This is a genomic window from Mesorhizobium sp. WSM4841, assembly GCF_055811515.1.
Window position 1 is genome coordinate 234,180 of the sequence record NZ_JBVVQC010000007.1, and the last position, 22,996, is coordinate 257,175.

Sequence of the window (22,996 nt, forward strand, 5' to 3'; positions counted from 1 at the left end):
CAAGGTCGACGATCTGAACATTGCTGCGGCAGACCCTTGCCGCAGCGCTGGAATTCCGTCATGCGAACGTGGCACAGTCGCTTACGGTTGTTTGCCGTCCATAACGGATAGTCACCTTGGTTCAGTCGGTCCTGTTCTTTGTCCTCGGCTTTCTCTGCGCCGGCTTTGTGGCGCTGATGATTGCCCCGGCCATCTGGCGGCGGGCCGTGATGCTGACGCGCAAACGCGTCGAGGGCTCGATGCCGCTGACGCTGGCCGAGATCCAGGCGGAGAAGGATCGCATCCGCGCCGAGTTCGCCATGTCGACGCGCCGGCTCGAGATGAGCGTCAAGTCGCTGCGCGAGAAATCGGCCGAACAGCTTGTCGAGATCAGCCGCGGCCGCGAGGCACTGAAGGAGCTGGCGCTCGAGCGGAAGGACAAGAAACAGGCCGTTTCCGAACTCGAAGACCTTCGGCAGCGCGAAGACCAGTTGCAGCTTTTGTCAGATCGACTTGCTCAAACCGAGCATGCCCTGGAAAAGCGTGTGCTCGAGCTGAAAAAACTGGAGCACATGTATGACGACGCCAGCTTTTCTTCGAGCAGCCGTCAGATCGAACTTGTGGCGCGCGAGTCCGAACTGCAAAAGCTGGCCGACGACATTTCGGTGCTGCGTGGCCAGCGCAAGGAGGCGGACAGGCGCCAACAGGAGATCGCGGCCGAGAGCAAGGCCGCACGAGACGCGTTGAAGGCCGAGAAGAAAAGGACCGGCGAACTGGACAAGAAGGTCGAGCGCCTGCTCGCCACGCTTGCCGATCGCGAGGACAAGCTTGACCGCCGCGACAAGGAAATCGCGCGGCTTCGCGAAAAGTCGAAAAGCGAACGCGTGGAAAACGCCTCCGCGGTGCGTTTCGTCGGAGTGCAAGGCAGTCAGGCCGATGCGGCCGTCAAGGACGACACCCAAAAAGCCATCGCCAAGCTCGACAACGACCGCGAGCGGTTGGAGGCGAGGCTGACGGAACTGGCCCGCGAGAACAAGAAACTGAAAACGGATCTTGCCGCCTTCGAGGCATCCAAATCCGAAGGCGGCGACGATGCGCGCCGCGCCAGCGCTGCATTGCGTGAGCAGATGAGCGACCTGGCGGCGCAAGTCGTCGCCCTGACGGCGAAGCTCGACGGGCCGGAGTCGCCGATCGCAAAGGCTCTTGCGGCACCCAACCCACCGGGAAGCGGCGAACGCAGCCTTGCCGATCGCGTGCGGGCGCTGCAGAGGCCGAATCGGCGCATTGAGCCCAGGCAGTGATGCTGTCTTCTGCGGCTCAGGTCCTGCTTGCCGAAAAATGATGTAGGGCGATGGCTGACGCGGCGGCGACATTCAGGCTGTCGAAACCTTCTGCCATATCGATCCGCACCGTCCGCAGGCGGGCGAGCAGACTTTCGGGCAGGCCTTCGCCTTCAGTGCCGAGATAGAGCGCCAGCCGTTCAGTCCCTTTCGCATCGCGGATGCCGGTTTGGCCGCGTGGCGACAAAGCGAACTGGCCGAAGCCCAGCCGGTCGAGCGCCGCGGTGAAGCCGATGGTCTCAGTGAGGGAGGCGAAGGGAACTTTCAGCGCGGCGCCGACCGAGACACGGATCGCCTTGCGGTACAGCGGATCGCAGCAGGTCGCGTCCAGAAACACCGCATCGGCGCCGAAGGCGGCGGCGTTGCGAAAGATCGAGCCCATATTGTCATGGTTAGCGATGCCGACCAGCACGACGATCAACGCGCGGGCGGGCAAGGTGTCAAGCAAGGCCTCTGCAGGCTGCGCCGCGCCCTTGCGGCCGATCGCCAATATGCCGCGATGCATGTGAAAGCCGGCAATCCTGTCCATGACCTCGCTGGCCGCGACGTAGACCGGAAGGTCCGCGGGTGCCTTGCGCAGGGTTCCGTCGAGGCCTGCCAGCCGGTTTTCGAGTACCAGCACCGATTCGGCCGAAAAGCGTTTGGCCGCGAGCAGCATTTCGAGCACCACCTTGCCTTCGGCGACGAAGCGGCCCTGCCGGCCGGCAAGATCGCGCTCGCGGATGTCGACATAGGCGGCGACGCGCGGGTCTTGCGGGTCTTCGATACGAATGGGGCGCATGCTTGCCTCGGCGGACACGCATCGCCCCGAAAATCGCAGTGGGTTTTCGGACAGCTCGATGCGTGGATCCAAAGTACTTCCTGCGTCCAAGTGGACGCAAGTCGCTCTAAGAACCGTCAGCGAGGTAGGGGGTGCTTGGGCCGGTTCTTGTTGTTATGTATGTCGTTATCCCAAAACCGCTTCGCACCCTCGGGTCAAGCCCTGGGTCAAGCCCAAGGGCAGGCTTTGGGCGACATGCATTGGCCGATCAAGTCCCGGAGCGACGCAGGCGGTACGCCATCTGCGACAACTCACCTTCGCCGAAAATCCCGTCCAGCGTGTTGAGAAGTTCGCGCACGGCATCGGATTTGCAGGAATAGTAGATCATCTGCCGGTCGCGCCGGGTCTCGACGAGATCGAGCGCCCGCAGTTTGGCCAGATGCTGGGACAGGGCGGATTGGCTGAGCAGAACCTTCTCGGCGATAGCACCGACCGACATTTCACCGTCGGCCAAATAGTTCATGATCAACAGTCGTTTCTCGTTGCCCATCAGCGTCAGAAACGCAGCCGCTGATTCGGCATTGGCGATTAGCTTTTTCGAGACCATCGATCCCCCACACCTTCCTGCTCATCCGGCGCTATGGGGGCAATAGCGTCTGATTCCATAGACTCACTCGCGAATGTGCGCTGGCGATTCAACGCTACCGAGAAAGGGTAGAACATTTCACTCAAACCTCAAGACTTGCTTTCGATCCGACACGATTAACTGTCGGACTGTGTTTCGTCTGCAACTCGGCCGGTCTTTGCCATGTCGACCAGAACATGCCTGAGCTCACGCGCCGCCCTCAGTGGCTCGGGGAAGAAGACCCGGCAGACATCGTCGCCCAATGCCAGGTCCATGCCGTCGGCGTCGAAGCCGGTGATGACCCAGCCGTCGCCTGCGGCCTTGGCGAAATGGCGCGCGTAGACGGCAATTGCGTCGCTATGGTCGGCATTCATATGGTCGAGGGCGGATTGTTCACCAGCGGCAAGGTCTTCGACGATCGGAGCGGTCGTGACCAGATCGGTGCGCTCGAGCAAGTAGGCCTTGCCGAAGCCGGCGTTGAGACTGGCCCGCTCCGGCTCGAGGCGGAAGATCGAGAAGTCGCCAAGTCCGACATAGAGCTTCGCTTTGGGGTTGCGGTTGAGATAGCGCCGTTCGGCGCGGGCATGCTCGCCGGACCCGCGCTCAAGCCGTGCTGCCCGACAGACGAGCGTCAACCGCGGGTGCGCCAGCGGGTCGCCCCTGCCGGGCTCGCCGACAAGCAGCGAACAGCGCGGGTCGGCAAGGATCGCGCCGGTATGGGCGGACAGCATCGATACAAGGATCATCGGCGCACCGTCGATATCGGTGGCGACACCAACCCTGCTGGCCAGCGGCGAACCGGTCCCGGGCTCGATCACCGCCAGCGCGCCGAAACGGGCGCTGCGGATCAGCGTCTTTGCCAGCCTGATCGCTTCGGCGTCGGTCTCGCGGATCACGTCCTTTTTTCGGTCGGCCAAAATCCACACCGTCTTAAGCTGATTTTTATTCTCCGGTAATCAACCTATCACACCGGATTTGACAAGGGCCTCAGTTTCGCTTTCCGAAAGGCCGAAGCGTGCCAGCACGGTCGCCGCCTGACAATGGTGATCGGCCGGCATGGCGGCAAGCGTCGGCCGGGAGCGCGAAAAGCGCGGGGCCGGGGCGGGGCGTTCAAGCGCACCCGACGTCACAAAGGCGTTGCGAGCGCGATTGTGCGGATGATCCCTGGCTTCCCGCAACGACAGAACCGGTGCAACGCAAGCATCGGTCGCAGCAAAGAGACGGTCCCAGTCGTCCCGTGTCTTCTGCCCGACCCGATTGACAATGGCAGCGCGCATCTGCGGCCACAAATTCCTGTCGTATTGGCCGTGCACAAAACGCTTGTCGAGCGGCAGCAGGCTTGCGAATTCAGCGAAGAACCGGGGTTCAAGGCAGCCGACGGCGACGTGGCGTGCGTCCGCCGTCTCATAGTTATCGTAGAAGGGCGCGCCGGAATCGAGCAGGTTCGCGCCGCGCGTGTCACTCCACAGGCCCGCCGCCATCAAGGCGTGCACAGGTGTCGCCAGCATCGAAGCGCCCTCGATCATCGCGGCATCGATCACCTGGCCCCTACCGGAGCGCGAACGCTCAAACAGGGCGGCCAGTGCGCCGGCAACCAGCATCACGGCGCCGCCGCCATAGTCGGCGACGAGGTTGAGCGGTGGGACTGGCCGGCTTCCTTCCTGGCCGATGGCGTGCAGCACACCCGAATAGGCGAGGTAGGTGATGTCGTGGCCGGCACGACCCGATAGCGGTCCGTCCTGGCCGAACCCCGTCATGCGGCCGTAGATCAGCGCCGGGTTACGCGCCAATGCCGCATCCGGCCCGAGACCAAACCGCTCCATGACATCGGGACGAAACCCTTCGACCAGAATGTCGGCCTTTTCGGCAAGGCGCAGCACCAGTTCGGCGCCTTCCCAGCGCCTTAGGTCAAGCCGCAGGATGGAGCGGCCGTGACGGTCGATGTCGTATTCATCCGGTAGCGACAGGAACGGCTGGGTCGACCCAATCCGCTCGATGCGCAGCACCTCGGCTCCCATCTCCGACAGCATCAGGCCGGCCAGCGGCACCGGTCCAATCCCGGCCATCTCGATCACCGTCAGGCCGGCGAGCGGGCCGGTCTTCGCCTGCGGCGAGACTTCGGCACTCATGATCGGCTACTTCGGCGCCATGCGGATGGAGCCGTCGAGGCGGATGGTCTCGCCGTTGAGCATCTGGTTTTCGACGATGTGCAGCACAAGGGCCGCATATTCGGAAGGCTCGCCGAGACGGGACGGGAAGGGCACCGCGGCGCCCAGCGAATCCTGCACCTCTTGCGGCATGCCTGATATCATCGGCGTCTTGAAGATGCCGGGCGCGATGGTACAGACGCGAATGCCCGACCGGGCAAGGTCGCGCGCAACCGGCAGCGTCATGCCGACGACGCCGCCCTTGGAGGCTGAATAGGCCGCTTGGCCGATTTGACCGTCATAGGCGGCGACCGATGCCGTGTTGACAATGATCCCGCGCTCGCCGCCCTCCAGCGGCTCAAGCTTTGCGGCCCGGTCGGCGACGAGGCGGATCATGTTGAAGGTGCCAATCAGATTGACCTCGATCACTTTGCGGTATTGGTCGAGCGGGTGCGGACCGTCCTTGCCGATCGTCTTCATACCGATGGCGATGCCGGCGCAATTCACCAGGATACGAGGTTCGCCGAGCTTTTTTGCCACTTCCGCCACGCAAGCAGCACCGCCGTCGGCGCTGCTTACGTCGCATTGGATGGCGATGCCGCCGATATCGGCCGCAATCTTCGCCGCACGCTCGATGCCGAGGTCGAGGATGGCAACGCCGGCGCCCTTCGCGGCCAGTGCACGCGCCGTCGCTTCGCCGAGGCCGGAGCCGCCGCCGGTGACGATCGCAATCTGGCCGTTCGGGTTCATGCCGGCGTCCTCCATCCAAAGCGCGTCGAATTGAAACGGACTCAATCGACGCGCTTTAGGTCTTTGTTTTTATGCATGTCGTTATCCCAAAACCGCTGCGCACCCTCGGGTCAGGCCCGAGGGCATGCTTTTGGGCGACATGCACTACAGCGCCGCGCGTCCTTTCGGACGCGCAAAGGACGCTGTAGCACTTTATTTGCGCATGATCCTTTCCGAAAATCGATTCCGATTTTCCGGGTCATGCGCTGACCGGCCACATGCTACGAAGCTCCGACAGGACGGCAACAGCGTCGGGATGGTCACGCCATCGCGGCGACGTGCGCGGCAATTCTTGCCTGATCGGCGTGGCAAACCTCGCCCACCAGCCGTGCCATCGCGCCCGGCACGATCTCATGCGACAAAAGCCGGTCGAGATCGACCGGGCGCGGCATGGAGATTTGCCCACGCGGAATTCTCTTGAAGCCGAGCGGGCCGTAATAGGGCTCGTCGCCGACGAGCATCACGGCCGGCATGCCGGCCTTGGCGGCGGCTTCCAGTGTGATCGTCACCAGCCGGCGGCCGATGCCGAGATTCTTGAATGCCGGCCGCACGGCAAGCGGTCCGAGCATAAGCGCACGGCCGGCGCCGGCCGCGATGCGCGTCATGCGCACCGAGGCAACAACGATGTCGTCATCGACGGCCACGAAGGACAAAGCGCGTTCATGCGGGCCGCCCTCGCGGATCCTGTAGGCGCCCAGCACAAAACGGCCCGGCCCGAAGGCTTCGTCGTTGATGGCTTCGATTTCGGGGTCATGCGCCGGATTTTCCGGCAGGTATTTCACGTCGGCAAGGCTCATGGTCTTTGCGTTCCGGTATACGGGGAAAGGTTTGCTGCAAACGGCAGCGTTCGCCGGTCAGCGCTTCATCAAGCGCGGGCGCCCTTTCGTCGTCGGTCGAACCGGATCAAGGCAAAGTCGAACATGCGGATTTTCCGCTAGCACCAATCTTCAGCCACTGCAATCGGCCGTTTTCGCCTGCCGCCCTTCGTTTGCCGCCCTGGCGATTGACGAACTGTTCAACGCCTGGCGGTTTCCGCATCGTCGGTATGTGCCTACATCCCCATGAAGACGAAAGGACATCGCATGGGATTGCTTGTCGACGGCAAATGGCAGGACCGCGGGTATGACACCAAGGGCAGCGACGGCGAGTTCGTGCGGGCGCAGTCGCACTGGCGCGACTGGGTCACGGTCGACGGCACGCCGGCCGAAGGCCGCAAGCGCGGCTTCAAGGCCGAACCTGGCCGCTACCATCTCTATGTCTCGCTTGCCTGTCCCTGGGCGCACCGGACGCTGATCTTTCGAGCACTGAAGAAGCTCGAGGGCGTGATTTCCGTCTCGGTCGTCCATCATTTCATGGGCGCCAACGGCTGGACATTCCTGGCCGAGGACGGCGCCACCGGTGACACGCTCTACGGCCTCGATTTCCTGCATCAGATCTACACCAAGGCCGATCCCGCCTATTCCGGCCGCGTGACGGTGCCGGTTCTGTGGGACAGGCGAGAACAAACAATCGTCTCCAATGAGTCCTCCGAGATCATCCGGATGCTCAATTCAGCCTTCGACAAATGGGGCGACGCCAGCCTCGATTTCTATCCGCAGGCACTGCGCCGCGAAATCGACGCAGTCAATGCGCTGGTCTATCCCTCAGTCAACAACGGCGTCTATCGCGCCGGCTTCGCCACGACGCAAGCGGCCTATGAAAAGGCGTTTGGCGAACTGTTCTCGGCGCTCGATCAACTCGAGGATCGCCTGTCTCGCCAGCGTTATCTCGTCGGTGACCGCATCACCGAAGCCGATTGGCGGCTGTTCACCACGCTGGTTCGCTTCGATCCGGTCTATGTCGGCCATTTCAAGTGCAACCTCCGCCGCATCGCCGACTATCCGAACCTGTCGAACTATCTGCGCGACCTCTATCAGGTCCCGGGCGTCGCTGGCACGGTGAGCCTGCACCACATCAAGGCGCACTATTACGGCAGCCATGAAACGATCAACCCGACGCACATCGTGCCGGTCGGACCGGAACTGGACTACGCCGCGCCGCATGATCGGGCGCGGTTCAGGAAGGCAGCGTGACCTACCAGTAGGGCGACGCCGTCGCGCCGCCAAAAATCTCGGCGATTCGCCGCAACGTGGCCGGCGTCGTTCCGTCCGGCAGGCGGTCGAGCGGAAAGAAACCGGCTGCGGCGATCTCTCGGTCCGGCAGCTTCGGCGCCGTCTGATTGAACTGCTCGACCAAATAGAGGCCGACATGGTCGCGGCGGCTGGTCCGACGGTTGAAATGCATCGATTTCAGCAACGGCGGCGCGGTCAATGCAATATTGCCCTCCTCGCAGAGCTCGCGCGCCAGCGCCTCGATCATTGTCTCGCCCAGCTCGACGCCACCGCCGGGAAGCTGCCAGCCCGGTACATAGGTGTGGCGAATGAGGAAGACGGAATTGGACGTGCGGTCGTGGATCAAGCCGCGCACCCCGAGCGTCATTGGCCGCCGCAGCACGAAATACAGATGAAACAGCCTTGCCCTGAGACCTGGCCAGCCGGCCTGGCGGAAAGCTTGCTCCGGATCGGGCCGCGTCATCACCCACGAAACCGTGGGTGGAAAGCAGCGCGCGCGTCGCTTATGAAGAGAGGATGTTCAGGCTCGCGCATATTTCCGATATCCATCTGGGGCCGCTTCCCGGTGTAACCTATCGCGATCTCGCCTCCAAGCGCGTGGTCGGTTACGTCAACTGGCAGCGCAACCGCCGCCGTCACATGCGCGATGCCGTCATCGACACGATCGTCGCCGATATCAAGGCGAGCGCACCGGATCACCTTGCTGTCACCGGCGATCTGGTCAATCTGGCGCTCGATGGCGAGATCGAGATGGGCAAGCACTGGCTGGAGACGCTGGGTTCTCCCGATGATGTGTCGGTCGTTCCAGGAAACCACGACGCCTATGTGCCTGGCGCCTTCGACAAGGCCTGCCGGTCGTGGACGGCATGGATGACCGGCGACGGCGTCAATACGCCGATCGACCGCGACGCCTTTCCGTATCTGCGCGTGCGTGGCAACGTCGCGCTGATCGGTGTGACGACGGCGCGGGCCACGGCTCCGTTCATGGCCAACGGCTTCTTTCTGGAAGACCAGGCGGAAAGGCTGCGCGAAGTGCTCGATGCTACGGCCAAGCGCGGACTGTTCCGGGTGATCATGATCCACCATCCGCCAGTGCGCGGCGCCGTTTCGCAGCCCAAGCGGCTGTTCGGCATTGCCCGCTTCCACAAGGTCGTTCAGCGGCACGGGGCCGAGCTTGTGCTGCACGGCCATTCGCACGAGCCGACGCTGTTTTCCATCAATGGGCGCGGCGCCAAAATTCCAGTGGTCGGCGTCGCCGCCGCAGGGCAGGCGCCAGGCGGCAGGCGGCCGGCGGCGCAATATAATCTGTTGGAGATCGATGGCGAAAAGGACAATTGGCGGATCAGGCTGACGCGACGTGGCCTGACCGGGCCGGCCATCCCGCCTTCCGATCTGGAGATTCTGGAGCTTGGCGCGGACGCTATGGCCTGAAGCGCGTCGTGTTCGATCGGCCTCGCGCGACGCGCTTCAGGTTGTTGTTTTATACATGTCGTTATCGCAAAACCGCTGCGCACTTTTGCGCGACATGCATTAGAGCCTGTTCCATCCGATAGAATTGGGATGGAGCTCTATCTTTTTGTTTGACCATGATCTTTTCCGAAAACCGGTTTCCACTTTTCGCTACGCGGACCTTCGGTTCAGGATCATGGTCCAAAGCTCAGTCCCATCGCAACAAGGCGGTCCCAGAACAACACGATCGATACAGCCAGCCCGACCAGGGCGCCTGCGGCGATCAGGCCGAGACCGGAGAGAAACGCCGACCAACGCTTGCCGCGCGGGACGGATCGCAGTGGCGGCTCGGCTTCCGGGACCAAGGCACGCTTCAGGCCGGCGACAGCCTGCTCGACCCCGCCTTCCATCATTCTCTGGCGTTCGACGACGCGCTCCGCGACGTAGCGCATCACCTGATCGGCAACCGGTTTCATCTCGGTTGATTCGGCGAGCACCACCCGACCGATGCGCGTATCCCTGAGGAAGCGATAGGTGCGGCGGTCGCGTCCCATGGCGACATGGCTGACGGCGTCGATCCAGAGGCGCGGCTGCAGCCCGGACGAGACGGCGAAGTCGAAATTGTCCATGTCGGCGGGCACGTCGGCGAAGATGGGCGCGAGTTCGGCGGCAAGCAATTCCAGCCGCATGCGATGCGCCTCGCGCATGTCGATCACGACGTCGTCGCGGTCGGCGAAGGCGTTTTTCACATCGCGAATGGCGTCGGACAGTTTTCGCGACTGATCGATCTGGGTGATGTTCTCGCCTGCATCCTTCATCGGCGTTTGCCTCGCGGGTTTGGTTAACACCGAATTAACACAGCCGTCGGCAAAATGCAGCAAAATGCACTTGCGAGATCGATAGACGGCTTGCCGGACCAAATCCGGCCCGAAGCCGCGCTTTGACAGGGACGGATCAGTTCGCCGCGGAGGCGGATTTTAGACGAAGCGGCCTGGCGCGGCGTTTCATGTTGCGGCGGACGATCTCGGCGATCAGGCCGGGCGCTTCCTCGACCAGCATATGGCCGGCCTCCAACACGTGGTGCAGGTGGAAATGCGCCGGTAGTCCATCGGCCTGTGTGAAGGGCAGCACCGCGTCATCTGTCCCCCAAACCACCATCACCGGCATATCAAGCGTTTCGAGCCGTTCGCGCGGGATGACGCCCTGCCGATCGTCCCTAGTCATGGCGCCCGCGATCTCGACAAGTTTCCGCAACTGGCCGGGACGCGCACGCATTTCGCCAAGCACATCCACGATGCGCTCCGAGGGCAGGCTTTGCGGTCCGGACATGGCGGCGAGGCAGGCGCGAAGTTCGCTCTTGCCGGCAGCGGCGGCGTAACGGCGCAACAGCTGGCCGTTGATCTCAGTCCCAAATCCGCCCGGCGCCAGAAGCGTCAGCGACGCTATCCTTTCGGGCTCGGCCAATGCCATCAGCACTGCCGCCGCTCCGCCCATCGAGTGGCCGACGAGATGCACCCTCCTAATTCTGCGTGCGGCGAGGTCTGCAAGAACGGCCCGGGCGGCCGCCTTGGCCGGACCGCCACCCGGAAAATCGAGGGATAGCCCATGGCCCGGAAGATCATAGGCCAGCGTCCGTGAACCAAGTGCCAGTGTCGAAATCACCTCGTGCCAGTCGTCGTGGCAACCGCCGAAGCCATGCAGGAAGACAACCGTCTTCGGACCGGCGCCCCGTTCGGCAGCGTAAAGGGATGAAATCATGCAATTTTATGGTTTTATTGCAAAATCAAACAGGATGCGAAATTCCAGATTGTGGCTGGATTGCGCCTTGTCCAAGCCGATGGCCAGTAAAATTTTCGCGATCAGCCATGCTAATTCAGAAATCTAGCTGGCATTGCCGAGCCCGGCGGCACGCAACGCTTCGACCAGCCGATCGGTTAGATCGGCGGGGTATCTCCGCTCGACAAAGGTCGCGCGCGGATCGGCAGCGAATTTCGGGAATTTGACAGTCATCTCGTCCACAAGTTCATGCGCCAGTTGATTGCGGCCGGTTGCCTTCGCGCCGATCAGCCGCGCAGCCAGATAGTGCGATTTCGTCGGCGTCGCTTGCAGCGCATCGCTGGCAAGCGCGGCCTTATTCATATCGCCCGCCATGAACTGCCCGACGAAAAGCCCGTAGTCCCACCAGGGCGGATGCGCGCTGGAGGTTTCGGCGGCGTGAGCAAGGATCGGTGTTCCCTCCCTGTACCTGCCGGCGAAAATCAGCCCATAGGCGTAAGCTGCCGCCATGCTGAGGTCGTAAGGGTTGAGTTCGTAGGCCTTGTGCATCCAGCGGATCGATTCCTCCGAATTGCCGAGGCGGGAATTGAGATAGCCATAGGCACGGTGCGCATAGGGGCTGGTCGGCCCCATCTGCACGGCGCGACGGGCAAGCGACATCGCCTGTTCGAGCGTTGCGCCGGCTGGATAGGCGTAGTGATCTGTGGCCGCCTCGAGATGCAGGGTCGCCAGCTCCGAATAGACGAGCGACGATTTCGCATTCCGATTGATCAGTTTTTCGAGACAGCGATAGGCATCCTCATGGGTTTTCGCGCCCTGGTCGAGATAGTACTTGTCGTCGAGCAGCAGACATTCCGTCAGGCCGGTCTGAAGACCGCTCTGTTCGATATAGTTGTAGATCGTGCCAGAGGCGGGAACGGCCGAACTCAAAACGCCGGCGACACTGTCCTCGACGGCGGAGGGTGTGCTGTCGGCGGCAGTCAAGTTGCGTGATAGCAGGACCCGTCCGGTCGCCACGCTTTGAAGCTCCAGAGTGACATCGCCTGCCGTTGGTCCCGGCAAGACATCGAATACGAAGCTGATCGCATCGGTGACCGGATCGGGCGGGCCGTCGGCGTCCCGACCGATGAAGGTGACCGTATCGAAGCCGCTGAGGCCGGCGCGCAGCGATGCCGCGACGCGGGCAGCCTCGGCGCTGTTGGTTTTCACCGCAATGTAGACGAGCGGAAGGCTTTCAATCGGAGCCCATGGCGCAATGCTGCCGGTTGCCACCGCATTTTCGATCGTCGACGCGGTTTCGCTTCCCGCCAGCAATGCGCCGCTTCCCTGACGAAGGATCAGCACGCCCAGCATGGCGATGACCAGAGCGATCGCCAGCCAGAAGAACTGGAGATGGCGCAGCAGCGACGGTGCCGGCTCGCGAACGACAGGGGACATCAACGATGCGGGACCTGCGGCCATGCCGGGTTCCTCGAGCGATCCCGACAAGGTGGCAGCCGCCTCGGTGTGTTCCTCCGGCTTCGGCTCGGCCGGCAGGCGGATCGCGTTGAGTTCGTAGGATGGAACATAGCCGCCACGCGGAATGGCGATGCGGATCGGCTCGGCAACACCCTCATTGGCGAAGTAATGCTGCAGAAGTTCGCGCAGCCTGCCCGCCTGCACCCGCACCACGGCGTCGGTCGACGGATCGAAATCGCCGTCCTTGCCGAAAACATCCATCGCTATGGAAAAGCCCTTGAGCTTGTCGGCTTCGCCTGCCTGCTCGCGTTCGACCAGGTAGCGAAGCAGCTTACGCGCTCGTTCGGATCTCCCGAACGTTTCGCTGGCTAGCAATCGCTCCAACGTCTCGCGCACTGCGGGGGCGGCAGGCGTGGCATGCTGCAAGTGTCGATCCTTTCGAAGTCGGCACAGGTTAAGACGCAATCATATAGGGCCTGCCCTGCCATACAAGCATGCAGCCATTATGCGATCGCGTACCCCACCGGATAATTTTCTGGTGGTTAACGGCGCGAAAGACCAGAGCAAGAAGTGGGTTCATCTTGCTCCAGCGCTGTTAGCTTTCGACAGCTTGTCTAGAGCGGTTCAGCTTTTTGATGGACCCGCCGAACCGCTCTAAGTATTTGTTTTTCGCAATTCCGGACGGAAAACCGCTACGCACTTTTCCTGGAATTGCTCTAGTCGACCTTTCGGTCGACGATGCGGTTGGCGGCGGAAACGACGGCTTCCAGGGAAGCGGCCACGATGTTGGTGTTGATGCCGGCGCCGAACAGCTTGCCGCCGGGATGCTCCATCTCGACATAGGAGATGGCCGAGGCATTCGAGCCGCGCTGCATGGAGTGCTCCGAATAGTCGAGCACCGACATCGGCACGCCGACATGGCGCGACAGCGCGTCGACGAAGCCGTCGATCGGGCCGGTTCCCGAGCCCGAAATCGTCACCTCCTTGCCCCTGTCCAGGATGACCGCCTCCACCGCACGCCGGCCCTTGGTCTCGAGGTCCGGATAGGTGTGGTGGTCGAGGAACTTCAGCCGCGCGCCGGGCTGATCGACATAGGTTTCGAGAAAGCGCTCGTAGATGCGCTTGGCCGGCACCTCCTTGCCTTCGGCGTCGGTGATCGCCTGGATCGCTTGACTGAACTCGATCTGCAGGTTGCGCGGCAGGTTGAGGCCGTAGTCCGCGTGCAGCACATAGGCGATGCCGCCCTTGCCGGACTGCGAGTTGATGCGGATGATCGCCTCGTAGTTGCGTCCGACATCGGCCGGGTCGATCGGCAGATAGGGCACTTCCCAGTACGGCGTGTTGGCCTTGCGCAACGCCTTCATGCCCTTGTTGATGGCATCCTGGTGCGAGCCGGAAAAGGCGGTGTAGACGAGCTCGCCGACATAGGGATGGCGTTCGGGAATCTTCAACTGGTTCGAATATTCGTAGACGTCCTTCATCCGGTTTATGTCGGAGCAGTCGAGCTCGGGATCGACGCCTTGCGTGTACATGTTGAGCGCCAGCGTGACGATGTCGACATTGCCGGTGCGCTCGCCATTGCCGAACAGCGTGCCTTCGACGCGGTCCGCGCCCGCCATCAGGCCGAGCTCGGTGGTGGCGACGCCGGTGCCGCGGTCGTTGTGCGGATGCAGCGAAATGAGCAGGTTCTCGCGGTTGTCGAGGTTGCGGCACATCCATTCGATGCGATCGGCATAGATGTTGGGTGTCGACATCTCGACCGTGGACGGCAGGTTGATGATCAGCTTGTTATCCGCCGTCGGCTTCACGATTTCGGTGACGGCGTTGCAGATTTCCAGCGCCACTTCGAGCTCGGTGCCGGTAAAGCTCTCCGGCGAATATTCGAAACGATAACCGCCGCCGGCCTTCGCCGCCATGTCGGTGATCATCTTGGCAGCATCGGTGGCGATCCGCCTGATGCCGGCAACGTCCTTCTCGAAGACGACGCGGCGCTGCAATTCGCTGGTCGAATTATAGAAATGCACGATCGGGTTGGTGGCGCCCTGCAGCGCCTCGAAGGTGCGGGTGATCAGTTCCGGCCGGCACTGCACCAGCACCTGCAGCGAGACATCGGCTGAGACATTGCCTTCTTCGATGCACCAGCGGGCGAAATCGAAATCGGTCTGCGAGGCAGACGGGAAGCCGATCTCGATCTCCTTGAAGCCCATGTCGAGGAGCAGGGCGAACATGCGCGCCTTGCGCTCGTGGCCCATCGGGTCGATCAGCGCCTGGTTGCCGTCGCGCAGGTCGACCGAGCACCAGATCGGCGCCTTGTCGATGACCTTCGAAGGCCAAATGCGGTCGGTGAGACCGACCGTCGGGTAAGGTTGATATTTCCGGGCTGCCTCCGGCATGCCTCGGGCTGCCTCCGGCATGCCTCGGGCTGCCTCCGGCATGCCCCGAGCATCCTTGCCCATCTCCCCGCTGTCTGCGCGGATCTCTTCTCGTGCGTTCATTGTCGTCTCTCCCGGCGGCTCGCGGGATCCGCCTTCAGGCGGATTTGGTGCCGAGCGGCGCCTTTACCAGATGTTCATTCGCTTGATGTGACTTGCCAATTTTGAGACTGGCCAAGGAGCATGCGCGTGAGCGGCGGTTCGACCGCCGGGCGCTCCTTCAGCGAACCCGGCGATCGCCGATAAGGCCGAGAAGCAGCAGAGCGGAAGCAAGCGCGCGCACGGTCTCGCCAGCAAAGCCGGTCTGACGGGAAGCGACGGAGGTGGCGCGGTTGATCATGGCGGTTTTCATACAGGAGCAGCCAAAGAGAGGCAAGTGGGGCCGAACGACTGTGGGGCCGAACGACTGGCGTTTCTTATACTGCCCGACGCATTCCTGAGCGACTGGGCTGGTCCTTCAGCGGCCGCGAGCAGATTGCGTGGCGCCTGATCCAATTAGGTGACAGCGCCGCAGGTCTTTCTGCAGCCGCAGATTACCCTCTATTCCCTCAGACTTCGCGCCACCAGCCGCGCCACGCTTGGCCCGATCAGCAGCACGACGAGGAAGCGTGCCGATTGCAACGCCATGACGAAGGAGATGTCGACGTGCTGTGCGGCGGCGGCGATGATGGCGACGCTATCCATGCCGCCGGGGCTGGTCGCCAGATAGGCGGTCAGCGGATCGATGCCGAGCACATGGCTGATCATGAAGCCGAGACCGCCGCAGAAGGCGATGAGGATGATGATCGAACCGACGATCTGCGGCAGCGCCCGCGTCGCGTGCCGCAGAATTGCCCTGGTGAAATTCAGGCCGATCGTCCAGCCGATCATCGTATAGCCGAGGGCAAGCAGCCAGGGCGGCAACTGCATCGGCACGCCTAGTCCGAGATGCACCGCAGTGCCGAACACGAAGGTGCCGAGGAAGAAGGGCGACGGCAGCCTGAGCAGCTTTCCGATGAGGCTGCCGACGAGCGCCACGCCAAGTGTCGCGGCAAAGGCTGTTGGATCGATCGGCGGAAACCAGATGACGGCCGGGACCTCGATTCCTGATGTGTCGACCCACATCTTTGCGACAAGCGCGGCAGTCATCGAGACGAAGATGACGCGCAGATATTGCATGAAGGCAACGAGGCGCTGGTCGGCGCCGAAGGCGCCTGCCATTAACACCATGGCGGTGGCCGCGCCCGGCGATGAGCCCCAGACTGCGGTGGTGCCGGGCAGGATACGCCAGCGGCTGATCAGCCAGCCGAGCAGGCTTGACCCAGCAACGGTCGCCACCACGGTGCCGAGGAACAGCGGCCATTCCCTGTAGAAGACCGGAAAGATGTTCGCAGAGATCGAAGCGGCGACAAGGCAGCCGACGATCGCCTGGGCGGCGCCGAACAAAGGGCGCGGCACGCGCACCGTGGCGCCGTTGGTGCCGGCTAGGATCGCCGCCAGCATCGGCCCGATCAGCAGCGCCGCCGGCAAGGCGGCGAATTCCAGCGCGCCGGCAAACAGGATCGAGAAGATCGGGAGGGCCAGCCACTGCCAGGCTTTGGATATCCGCGCCATGCGTTCGACGGTCGGCTGGTCTGGCAGGGAATCCATTTTTCGGTCTTAGACCCGAAGAGGGGAGATGCGAACCCCGCGGCGGCGAAAAATGTGTCCGCTCAGGCGTCAGTCGGTTTTAACGGTGGGCAGGCCGAAGCCACCTACCGGCTGGGTCTCGACCTGGAATTCGAAGCCGGCGATGATCGGCCGCGCCTTGGCGATCGCCGCCTGGACTTCCGGCAGTTGCAGCGAAGCCTTGTGGCTTGCCTGGTCGGTCCACACCTCGGTCACCCAGATCGCGTCGGCATCGGCCGGGTCAGTGGCGATGATGTAGCTCAGGCAGCCAGGCATGGCGCCGGTGCTGGCAAGCAGGACATGCATCATTGCGTCGCGCTGGCCGCGCGTCGCCCGCATCTTGCCGATCAGACCGTACATTGCCGTTTTCTCCGTTGGCTTCCGCGACAAGTATGCAGGTCGCCGCTCACGGCATCAACTGGCCACCATTCACCTCGATCACCTGGCCGGTGATGTAACCGCTCAGCAGAGCGGACGAGAGGAACAGATAGGCGCCGACGCAGTCCTCGGGCGTGCCGGCGCGGCCCTGCGGAATGGTAGCAACCATGGCCTTCATGTGCTCCTCGGTCGAATAGCGCTCGTGGAAAGGCGTCGCGATGGTGCCCGGCGCCACCGCGTTGACACGGATGTTGAAGCCGATCAGTTCCTTGGCCATGCCGCGGGTAACATTGGAGACGAAGGCCTTGGCCGAGCCATAAAGGCCGGCGCCGCCGCCGGCGCCATTGCGCGCCGCAATCGACGAGGTGTTGACGATGAAGCCGCCCTGGCGCTTCAGCCATGGCATCGCCTTGCGCGATGCGGTCAGCACGGAGCGGGCGTTGAGGTCCATCACCGCGTCGTAATGCGCCTCGGTTAGTTCGGCATAGGGCACGCGCCCAAGCATGCCACCGGCATTGTTGACCAGTCCATCGAGCCGGCCGAAATGTTGCGCGCTGTCTTCGACGACGCGCTCGACATCGGCGGGGATCGAGAAATCGCCCTGGATCAGGAATACCTCGCCGCCGCCGTTGCGGATGGTCACGGCCAGGTTTTCGGCAGCCGCCCGGCTTGAATTGTAATGCAGCGCGACGCGGCATTTCTGCGCGGCGTAGGCCAGTGCAAGTGCCGCCCCGATGCCGGTCGAAGCGCCGGTGATCAGCACCGCCTTACCGGCGAGATCGGGGATGACCAACGTGGGGGTGAGAAGGGCGGTTGTGGTGGTTGGCACGTCTATTCCTCCGGGACTCTCCCGCTCTTCGTAGGGCCTCGCCGCCCTCATGTTCAAGTCCGGAGAGGTTCAGGGCCGCAAATAGGCGTAGCCCTGGCGCTGCAATTCGGCGAGCTTGACGACGCCGCCGGTCTCGGCGGCATGGAAGCCATAGAGGAGATCGGTGAGCGCAACATCCATACCGTGCATGGTGTTGGCGCAAGCATGCGGGGTCAGCCCGTCGCGGACCAGGCCGGAAAAACGGCTGGAAATGGCAGCTGACGCGCTCTTCGACTTGAAGGCGGCGAGGGCCGGTCCATGCACGACCAGCACGATGTCGACCTTGCCGCCGGTGCCCTCATAATGGTTCTTGATATTGCCCAAAACGAAGCCGACCTTGTCGAGATCACTGAGGTGATAGGCGACCTTCTGCCTTTCTTCCACGGCTGCCGCCTTCACCTGGCGCAGCCCGAAGAGGCCAGCGGCCCCGGCAAGGCCCACACGGAAAATATCGCGGCGTCGCATCATGTCGTTCTCCAGTATGCAGTCCTCGCAAATTGCGTGGCTTCGGCCTCGATCCTAGCATAAATTGAAGTCACGTCCTGTCGGGCGAGGAGGGGCACATGACATCTAGGACCATTGTGGGCGCCGGACTTGGTGGCGCCTTGCTTGCCGCTGTTGCCGGCACGGCCCTTGCCGACGATACGCCTGAACTCACCGAACTCAGCCGGGACGGCAAGGATGCCTGTTTCGGGCGTGTCTATGATGCCGCGCATCTCAAGGTACATCCGAACCAGAAGGTGGGACGGATTTTCTTCTACTATGGCAGCGATCCGGTCAGCCACCCGAACGAGGAGCCGAGCAGCGCTCCGTCCGGCTACAACGGCTTCATGGCGACGACGGTGCGCAGCGCCAAAAAGCCCGAATGGGTCGGCGGTTGGTGCGGCAAGGATGACTCGCAATCGGGCGAGATCCATTGCGGCATGGAATGCGACCGCACCATGGCCTTACTGAACGTCGATGAAAAAGGCCGGCTGATCGTCTCCGGCGTGCATCGCAACCTTTATCTCGATGCCGGCGCCGAGGATGAGCTGGGCGAAAAGGAGTTTACCAAGCAGGCACTCGGCACGGAAGATGACGGCTTTCGGCTCGACCGCATGCCGGCGCAGACCTGCAAGGCCGAATTCGCACGCATCGATCCGGTCGATCCGGCGTTGGGAGCCCCGCTGCGTGAGCGGCTGAAACCGGACCAGCCGTTCTGCTACGGGCGCGACTACGATGCCGCGCATCTCGGCTCGCATCCCGATCAGCTTACCCACACCATCCGGGTTTTCCGGGGCCCGATCGAACTGGCCGCCTTCGCCAAGGACGGCGATCCCACAACCTGGCCGAGTGGTGCCGACATAGCTGTTTCCGTCACCACGCGCCACAAGGCGGCCAAGGTCACGCAGAGCTACAGTTGTGAAGGCGAAGCGGACCAGTGGCGCTGTGTGGCGGGCGGAAAGACAAGCGACTTTTCCTGCGATATCGTGGCCAGGGAGATTTATCTGCGGCGCGGCGCCAACGGCACGATGATGCTGGCCAACCCCAACAGCAGCCTGCCGATCGTTGACCTGTGCTCGAAGGCGGCCGGAGGCGAGACCGCATCCGACGACAAGGTCTACCGGCTGGAGCCGATGCCGCAGGCTGCCTGCGCGCCTTGACACTTTGGGTCAGAAAGGACGGCATATGAACAAGGCAAAGGTGTTCTGGTCAGGCCGCTCGCAGGCGGTGCGTCTGCCCAAGGAATTTTGTTTCGAAACCGAGGAGGTTTCGATCCACCGTCAAGGCCGGGCGGTCATCCTAGAGCCGCTCGCGCAGGATTGGGCCTGGCTCGACCAGGTGACCGGGCCGCTTGACGACGACTTTGTCGAGGCAGCTTTAGAACGGCCGACATAGATCTGATGATCGCCGCTTCACGCGAACGGCACTGCCGTCGTGCCCTTGGGCAGTTTTGCCTCGTCGTCCGGCTCGACATGGATGGTGACGCGCACCGAGGGGTTTTCGGCCTTCAGCGCATCTTCGATGCGGTCGCAGATGACGTGGCTGGCGCCCACCGACATGTCGGCGTCGACGACCAGGTGGAACTCGATGAAGGTGGCGCGGCCGGCAATCCGCGTCTTGAGATCGTGGACCTCCATTGCGCCCTTGCAATTGGCCGAGATGATGTCGCGGATGTGTATGTGCTCGTGTGTATCGACGGCGCGGTCCATCAGTCCGTTCATCGACGAGCCGATCACGTGCCAGCCCTGCCACAGGATGTTCAGCGCGACGATGACGGCGAGAGCGGGATCGAGGACTTGCCAGCCGGTGAGCACCGCGCCGACCAGACCAACGAACACGCCGACGGAGGTCGCCACGTCGGTCATGATGTGCCTGCCGTCGGCGACCAGTGCTGGCGACTTCTCGGCACGGCCGGCACGGATCAGCGTCAAGGCCCAGAAGGCGTTGATCGCCGTCGCGACGCCGTTGATGGCAAGGCCGCTCCAGGGCTGTTCGAGCGGGACGGGATGCCGCCAGTACCACCACACTTCGTTGAGGATCAGAAGGGCTGCCAGCACGATCAGCACGCCTTCCAAAACAGCCGAGAAATACTCGGCCTTGTGGTGACCGAAGGGATGATCCTGGTCGGCCGGCTTGTGGCTGACCTGGATCGCCCAATAGGCGGCGGCAGAGGCAATGACGTTGACGATCGATTCCAGGGCGTCCGAATACAGCGCCACGGAACCGGTGATGTACCAGGCCGCCAGCTTCAGGCCGAGCACGACGAAAGCCACGATGATCGACCAGAAGGCGAGGCTGGCGACCTTGCGCTTGGCGGCGTTTTTCGAATCAATAGCGGTCATTGATCTTCCGGCCGCCGAAACCGGAGCTAAGCCGCCTTTTCCTTGGCCTTGCGCGGCAGATGCGCAACGATGTTCTCGATGATGCGCATGCCGGCATTGTGGCCGAGCGTCATGATCGATTCCGGGTGGAACTGCACCGCAGCGATCGGCTCCTTGCTGTGCTCGAATGCCATGATGACGCCTTCTTCCGTCTCGGCTGTGACAACGAAGCCGTCGGGCAGGCGGACCGGATCGGCGAAGATCGAGTGATAGCGGCCGACCGTCACCTCCTTGGGCAGGCCGGAAAAGATGATGCCCGGCTTCGACACGCGGATACGCGACGGTTTGCCATGCATCGGCACGTGCAGCTGCCGCAGCTCTCCGCCATAGGCCTCGGCCAGCGCCTGCAGGCCGAGGCAGACGCCGAAGATCGGCAGGTCGCGCGCGCGGGCTCGCTTGATGGTGGCGGCGCAGTCGAAGTCCTTCGGCGTGCCGGGACCGGGCGACAGCACGACCAGATTGGGTTTCAGCCGGTCGAAGACCTCGTCCGGCACAGGCGTGCGCACGGTCGAGACATTGGCGCCGGTCTGGCGGAAATAATTGGCCAGCGTGTGGACGAAGGAGTCCTCGTGGTCGACCAGCAGGATGTTGACGCCGTCGCCGACGCGCGCGGTAGCGCGTTCGGTGTCGGCGGCATTGCCTGATTTGGCGTCGCGGATGGCGGAGATCATGGCGGATGCCTTCAGTTCGGTTTCGGCTTCTTCTTCCTCGGGAATGCTGTCGAAGAGCAGCGTGGCCCCGGCGCGCACCTCGGCGATGCCGTCCTTGATGCGGATGGTGCGAAGGGTCATGCCGGTGTTCATGTCACCGTTGAAATTGACCATGCCGATCGCCCCGCCATACCAGGCGCGCGGGCTCTTCTCGTTCTGCTCGATGAATCGCATGGCCCATAATTTCGGTGCGCCGGTGACGGTGACCGCCCAGGCATGCGACAGGAACGCGTCGAAGGCGTCCATGCCTTCGCGCAGCCGTCCCTCGATGTGGTCGACGGTGTGGATCAGCCGCGAATACATCTCGATCTGGCGGCGGCCGATGACGCGCACCGAGCCTGGGTCGCAGACCCTCGACTTGTCGTTGCGGTCGACGTCCGAGCACATGGTCAGCTCGGATTCGTCCTTCTTCGAATTGAGCAGCTTCAGGATCTGCTCCGAGTCGGAAATGGCGTCGTCGCCGCGCTTGATCGTGCCGGAGATCGGGCAGGTCTCGACACGGCGGCCGTTGACGCGCACGAACATTTCGGGCGAGGCGCCGATCAGGTATTCGCCCTCGCCGAGATTGATGAAGAAGGAATAGGGCGAGGGGTTGATGCTCTTCAGCTTGCGGGAGATGTCGGAGGGCGGTGTCTCGCAGCGCTCGTAGAACATCTGGCCGGGCACCACCTCGAACAGGTCGCCGCGCTTGAAACTCTCCATCGCCTTGCGCACCAGATTGGCATATTCGCCGGGCGCATGGTCGCCGCGCGGCGGGATGCGGTCGGCGGTCTTGAACGGCTCGACGATTTCGTCGCGCGGCAATCCCTCCGTCGAAAACCCGTCGCCGGAATAATCGTAGCGGTCGGTCCAGGCCTTGGTCGAATAGTGGTCGACGACCAGGATCTCGTCGGGCAGGAACAGCACGAGGTCGCGCTGGCTTTGCTGGCGCTCCAGCTTGTAGTCGACCGGATCGAACTGGAAGGCGAGATCGTAGCCGAAGGCGCCATAGAGGCCGAGATTGGCGTCTTCCTCCGTCTTGAACAAGGCGGTGATGGCGCGCAGCACGGTGAAGACGGAGGGAACGCGGCTGCGTTCTTCTTCGGTGAAGACACGGCCTGGCTTGGCCACATCGAGGCGGATCAGTCTCCTCGACGTCTCGGCGATCGTCACGTCGTCAAGCCCGCCAAGCGCCTTGCCGATGACCGGCAGAAGCACCTCGCCGCGGCTGTTCAGCGCCTCGATGTGCACTGCGCGGCCACGCGCCGAGATCACCAGCGGCGGGTCGATCATGGCGGTGTCCCAACGCGTATAGCGGCCGGGATATTCGTAATTCGAGGAAAACACGGCGCCACGACGTGAATTCAGCCCGTCGATATAGGCGTCGATCGCGCCTTCATAAGGCCGATCATGGCGCTCGCGGGTAATCGTCACGCCACCCGCCGTGACGAAGCGCTCCGCCCCGTTCTCCAGAATTTTCGTCGTCATTGCCGTCTCCATCAGCGTCTTGGCTATTTCAGCGTCTTGGGGCAACGGACCCGGGGCATGGCTTGAAAAAACAAATGGCCGCCCGGACATTCCGTTGCGGCCACCTTCTATTTTCACGCGCACGCGTTCGAACAGGCCGCTGTCAGCGAGCCCACCACCAAACGGTCTTGATCGAGCGCATGTTCATAGCGATTCC

Annotated in this window: 22 protein-coding genes; 5 read left to right on the forward strand and 17 right to left on the reverse strand. The window is 62.9% G+C overall.

The window, feature by feature from the left end; genetic code table 11:
- Positions 1-116 precede the first annotated feature (116 nt).
- On the forward strand, positions 117-1,280 hold the full coding sequence (locus AC0L14_RS11450; RefSeq protein ID WP_473749489.1) for a coiled-coil domain-containing protein: 1,164 nt from the start codon (positions 117-119) through the stop codon (positions 1,278-1,280).
- A gap of 16 nt (positions 1,281-1,296) precedes the next feature.
- On the opposite strand, the gene AC0L14_RS11455 is transcribed toward AC0L14_RS11450, so the two are convergent.
- The 6 genes from AC0L14_RS11455 to AC0L14_RS11480 all read right to left on the reverse strand — a co-directional run bounded on the left by AC0L14_RS11455 (position 1,297) and on the right by AC0L14_RS11480 (position 6,437).
- Complete coding sequence (locus AC0L14_RS11455) at positions 1,297-2,100, reverse strand: TrmH family RNA methyltransferase (RefSeq protein WP_473749491.1); 804 nt, start codon at positions 2,098-2,100, stop codon at positions 1,297-1,299.
- Positions 2,101-2,347: 247 nt separating this feature from the next.
- Positions 2,348-2,686 carry an ArsR/SmtB family transcription factor gene (locus tag AC0L14_RS11460; RefSeq protein WP_123149342.1) on the reverse strand — a complete coding sequence of 113 codons (339 nt, stop codon included), beginning with the start codon at positions 2,684-2,686 and terminating at the stop codon, positions 2,348-2,350.
- 155 nt (positions 2,687-2,841) lie between these two features.
- Positions 2,842-3,621, reverse strand: a complete 780-nt coding sequence (locus AC0L14_RS11465; RefSeq protein WP_473527237.1) for a HugZ family pyridoxamine 5'-phosphate oxidase — start codon at positions 3,619-3,621, stop codon at positions 2,842-2,844.
- Between the two features lie 39 nt (positions 3,622-3,660).
- Positions 3,661-4,833, reverse strand: coding sequence for a CaiB/BaiF CoA transferase family protein (locus AC0L14_RS11470; protein WP_473749492.1), 1,173 nt, complete (start codon positions 4,831-4,833; stop codon positions 3,661-3,663).
- Between the two features lie 6 nt (positions 4,834-4,839).
- Complete coding sequence (locus AC0L14_RS11475) at positions 4,840-5,601, reverse strand: 3-hydroxyacyl-CoA dehydrogenase (RefSeq protein ID WP_473749493.1); 762 nt, start codon at positions 5,599-5,601, stop codon at positions 4,840-4,842.
- A 299-nt stretch (positions 5,602-5,900) separates the two neighbouring features.
- Complete coding sequence (locus tag AC0L14_RS11480; RefSeq protein WP_473749494.1) at positions 5,901-6,437, reverse strand: GNAT family N-acetyltransferase; 537 nt, start codon at positions 6,435-6,437, stop codon at positions 5,901-5,903.
- A 285-nt stretch (positions 6,438-6,722) separates the two neighbouring features.
- On the opposite strand from AC0L14_RS11480, the gene AC0L14_RS11485 reads away from it, so the two are divergent.
- A complete protein-coding gene (locus AC0L14_RS11485) occupies positions 6,723-7,712 on the forward strand; it encodes a glutathione S-transferase family protein (RefSeq protein WP_473749496.1) in 990 nt (329 codons plus the stop codon).
- Position 7,713: 1 nt separating this feature from the next.
- Here AC0L14_RS11485 and AC0L14_RS11490 read toward each other — a convergent pair whose 3' ends face one another.
- Entirely contained in the window at positions 7,714-8,214 is a 501-nt protein-coding gene (locus tag AC0L14_RS11490) for an NUDIX domain-containing protein (RefSeq protein ID WP_473486843.1), read from the reverse strand.
- Between the two features lie 53 nt (positions 8,215-8,267).
- Between AC0L14_RS11490 and AC0L14_RS11495 the strand changes: the two genes are divergently transcribed.
- A complete protein-coding gene (locus tag AC0L14_RS11495; protein WP_123149405.1) occupies positions 8,268-9,182 on the forward strand; it encodes a metallophosphoesterase family protein in 915 nt (304 codons plus the stop codon).
- A 212-nt stretch (positions 9,183-9,394) separates the two neighbouring features.
- On the opposite strand, the gene AC0L14_RS11500 is transcribed toward AC0L14_RS11495, so the two are convergent.
- The 8 genes from AC0L14_RS11500 to AC0L14_RS11535 all read right to left on the reverse strand — a co-directional run bounded on the left by AC0L14_RS11500 (position 9,395) and on the right by AC0L14_RS11535 (position 18,224).
- A complete protein-coding gene (locus AC0L14_RS11500; protein ID WP_123149347.1) occupies positions 9,395-10,018 on the reverse strand; it encodes a hypothetical protein in 624 nt (207 codons plus the stop codon).
- 136 nt (positions 10,019-10,154) lie between these two features.
- Positions 10,155-10,958: an alpha/beta fold hydrolase gene (locus AC0L14_RS11505; protein ID WP_473749498.1), complete on the reverse strand. Its 804-nt coding sequence runs from the start codon at positions 10,956-10,958 to the stop codon at positions 10,155-10,157.
- Between the two features lie 123 nt (positions 10,959-11,081).
- Positions 11,082-12,860 (reverse strand): tetratricopeptide repeat protein, encoded by a 1,779-nt coding sequence (locus tag AC0L14_RS11510; RefSeq protein WP_473749499.1) that lies wholly within the window; start codon positions 12,858-12,860, stop codon positions 11,082-11,084.
- Between the two features lie 290 nt (positions 12,861-13,150).
- A complete protein-coding gene (leuA, locus tag AC0L14_RS11515; protein WP_473749501.1) occupies positions 13,151-14,929 on the reverse strand; it encodes a 2-isopropylmalate synthase in 1,779 nt (592 codons plus the stop codon).
- 477 nt (positions 14,930-15,406) lie between these two features.
- Positions 15,407-16,495, reverse strand: coding sequence for an AbrB family transcriptional regulator (locus tag AC0L14_RS11520; RefSeq protein ID WP_473749503.1), 1,089 nt, complete (start codon positions 16,493-16,495; stop codon positions 15,407-15,409).
- A 69-nt stretch (positions 16,496-16,564) separates the two neighbouring features.
- Complete coding sequence (locus AC0L14_RS11525; RefSeq protein WP_473527247.1) at positions 16,565-16,873, reverse strand: putative quinol monooxygenase; 309 nt, start codon at positions 16,871-16,873, stop codon at positions 16,565-16,567.
- Positions 16,874-16,919: 46 nt separating this feature from the next.
- Complete coding sequence (locus AC0L14_RS11530; protein ID WP_473527248.1) at positions 16,920-17,720, reverse strand: SDR family NAD(P)-dependent oxidoreductase; 801 nt, start codon at positions 17,718-17,720, stop codon at positions 16,920-16,922.
- Positions 17,721-17,789: 69 nt separating this feature from the next.
- Positions 17,790-18,224, reverse strand: coding sequence for a DsrE family protein (locus tag AC0L14_RS11535; RefSeq protein WP_473527274.1), 435 nt, complete (start codon positions 18,222-18,224; stop codon positions 17,790-17,792).
- Positions 18,225-18,322: 98 nt separating this feature from the next.
- Between AC0L14_RS11535 and AC0L14_RS11540 the strand changes: the two genes are divergently transcribed.
- Together AC0L14_RS11540 and AC0L14_RS11545 are read left to right on the forward strand one after the other, a co-directional pair.
- Positions 18,323-19,402 carry a hypothetical protein gene (locus AC0L14_RS11540; protein WP_473527249.1) on the forward strand — a complete coding sequence of 360 codons (1,080 nt, stop codon included), beginning with the start codon at positions 18,323-18,325 and terminating at the stop codon, positions 19,400-19,402.
- A 25-nt stretch (positions 19,403-19,427) separates the two neighbouring features.
- On the forward strand, positions 19,428-19,637 hold the full coding sequence (locus AC0L14_RS11545) for an antitoxin (RefSeq protein ID WP_473749506.1): 210 nt from the start codon (positions 19,428-19,430) through the stop codon (positions 19,635-19,637).
- 17 nt (positions 19,638-19,654) lie between these two features.
- On the opposite strand, the gene AC0L14_RS11550 is transcribed toward AC0L14_RS11545, so the two are convergent.
- Together AC0L14_RS11550 and AC0L14_RS11555 are read right to left on the reverse strand one after the other, a co-directional pair.
- Positions 19,655-20,584 (reverse strand): cation diffusion facilitator family transporter, encoded by a 930-nt coding sequence (locus AC0L14_RS11550; protein WP_473749507.1) that lies wholly within the window; start codon positions 20,582-20,584, stop codon positions 19,655-19,657.
- Between the two features lie 26 nt (positions 20,585-20,610).
- Positions 20,611-22,800 (reverse strand): anthranilate synthase, encoded by a 2,190-nt coding sequence (locus AC0L14_RS11555; protein ID WP_473527252.1) that lies wholly within the window; start codon positions 22,798-22,800, stop codon positions 20,611-20,613.
- Positions 22,801-22,996: the final 196 nt, after the last annotated feature.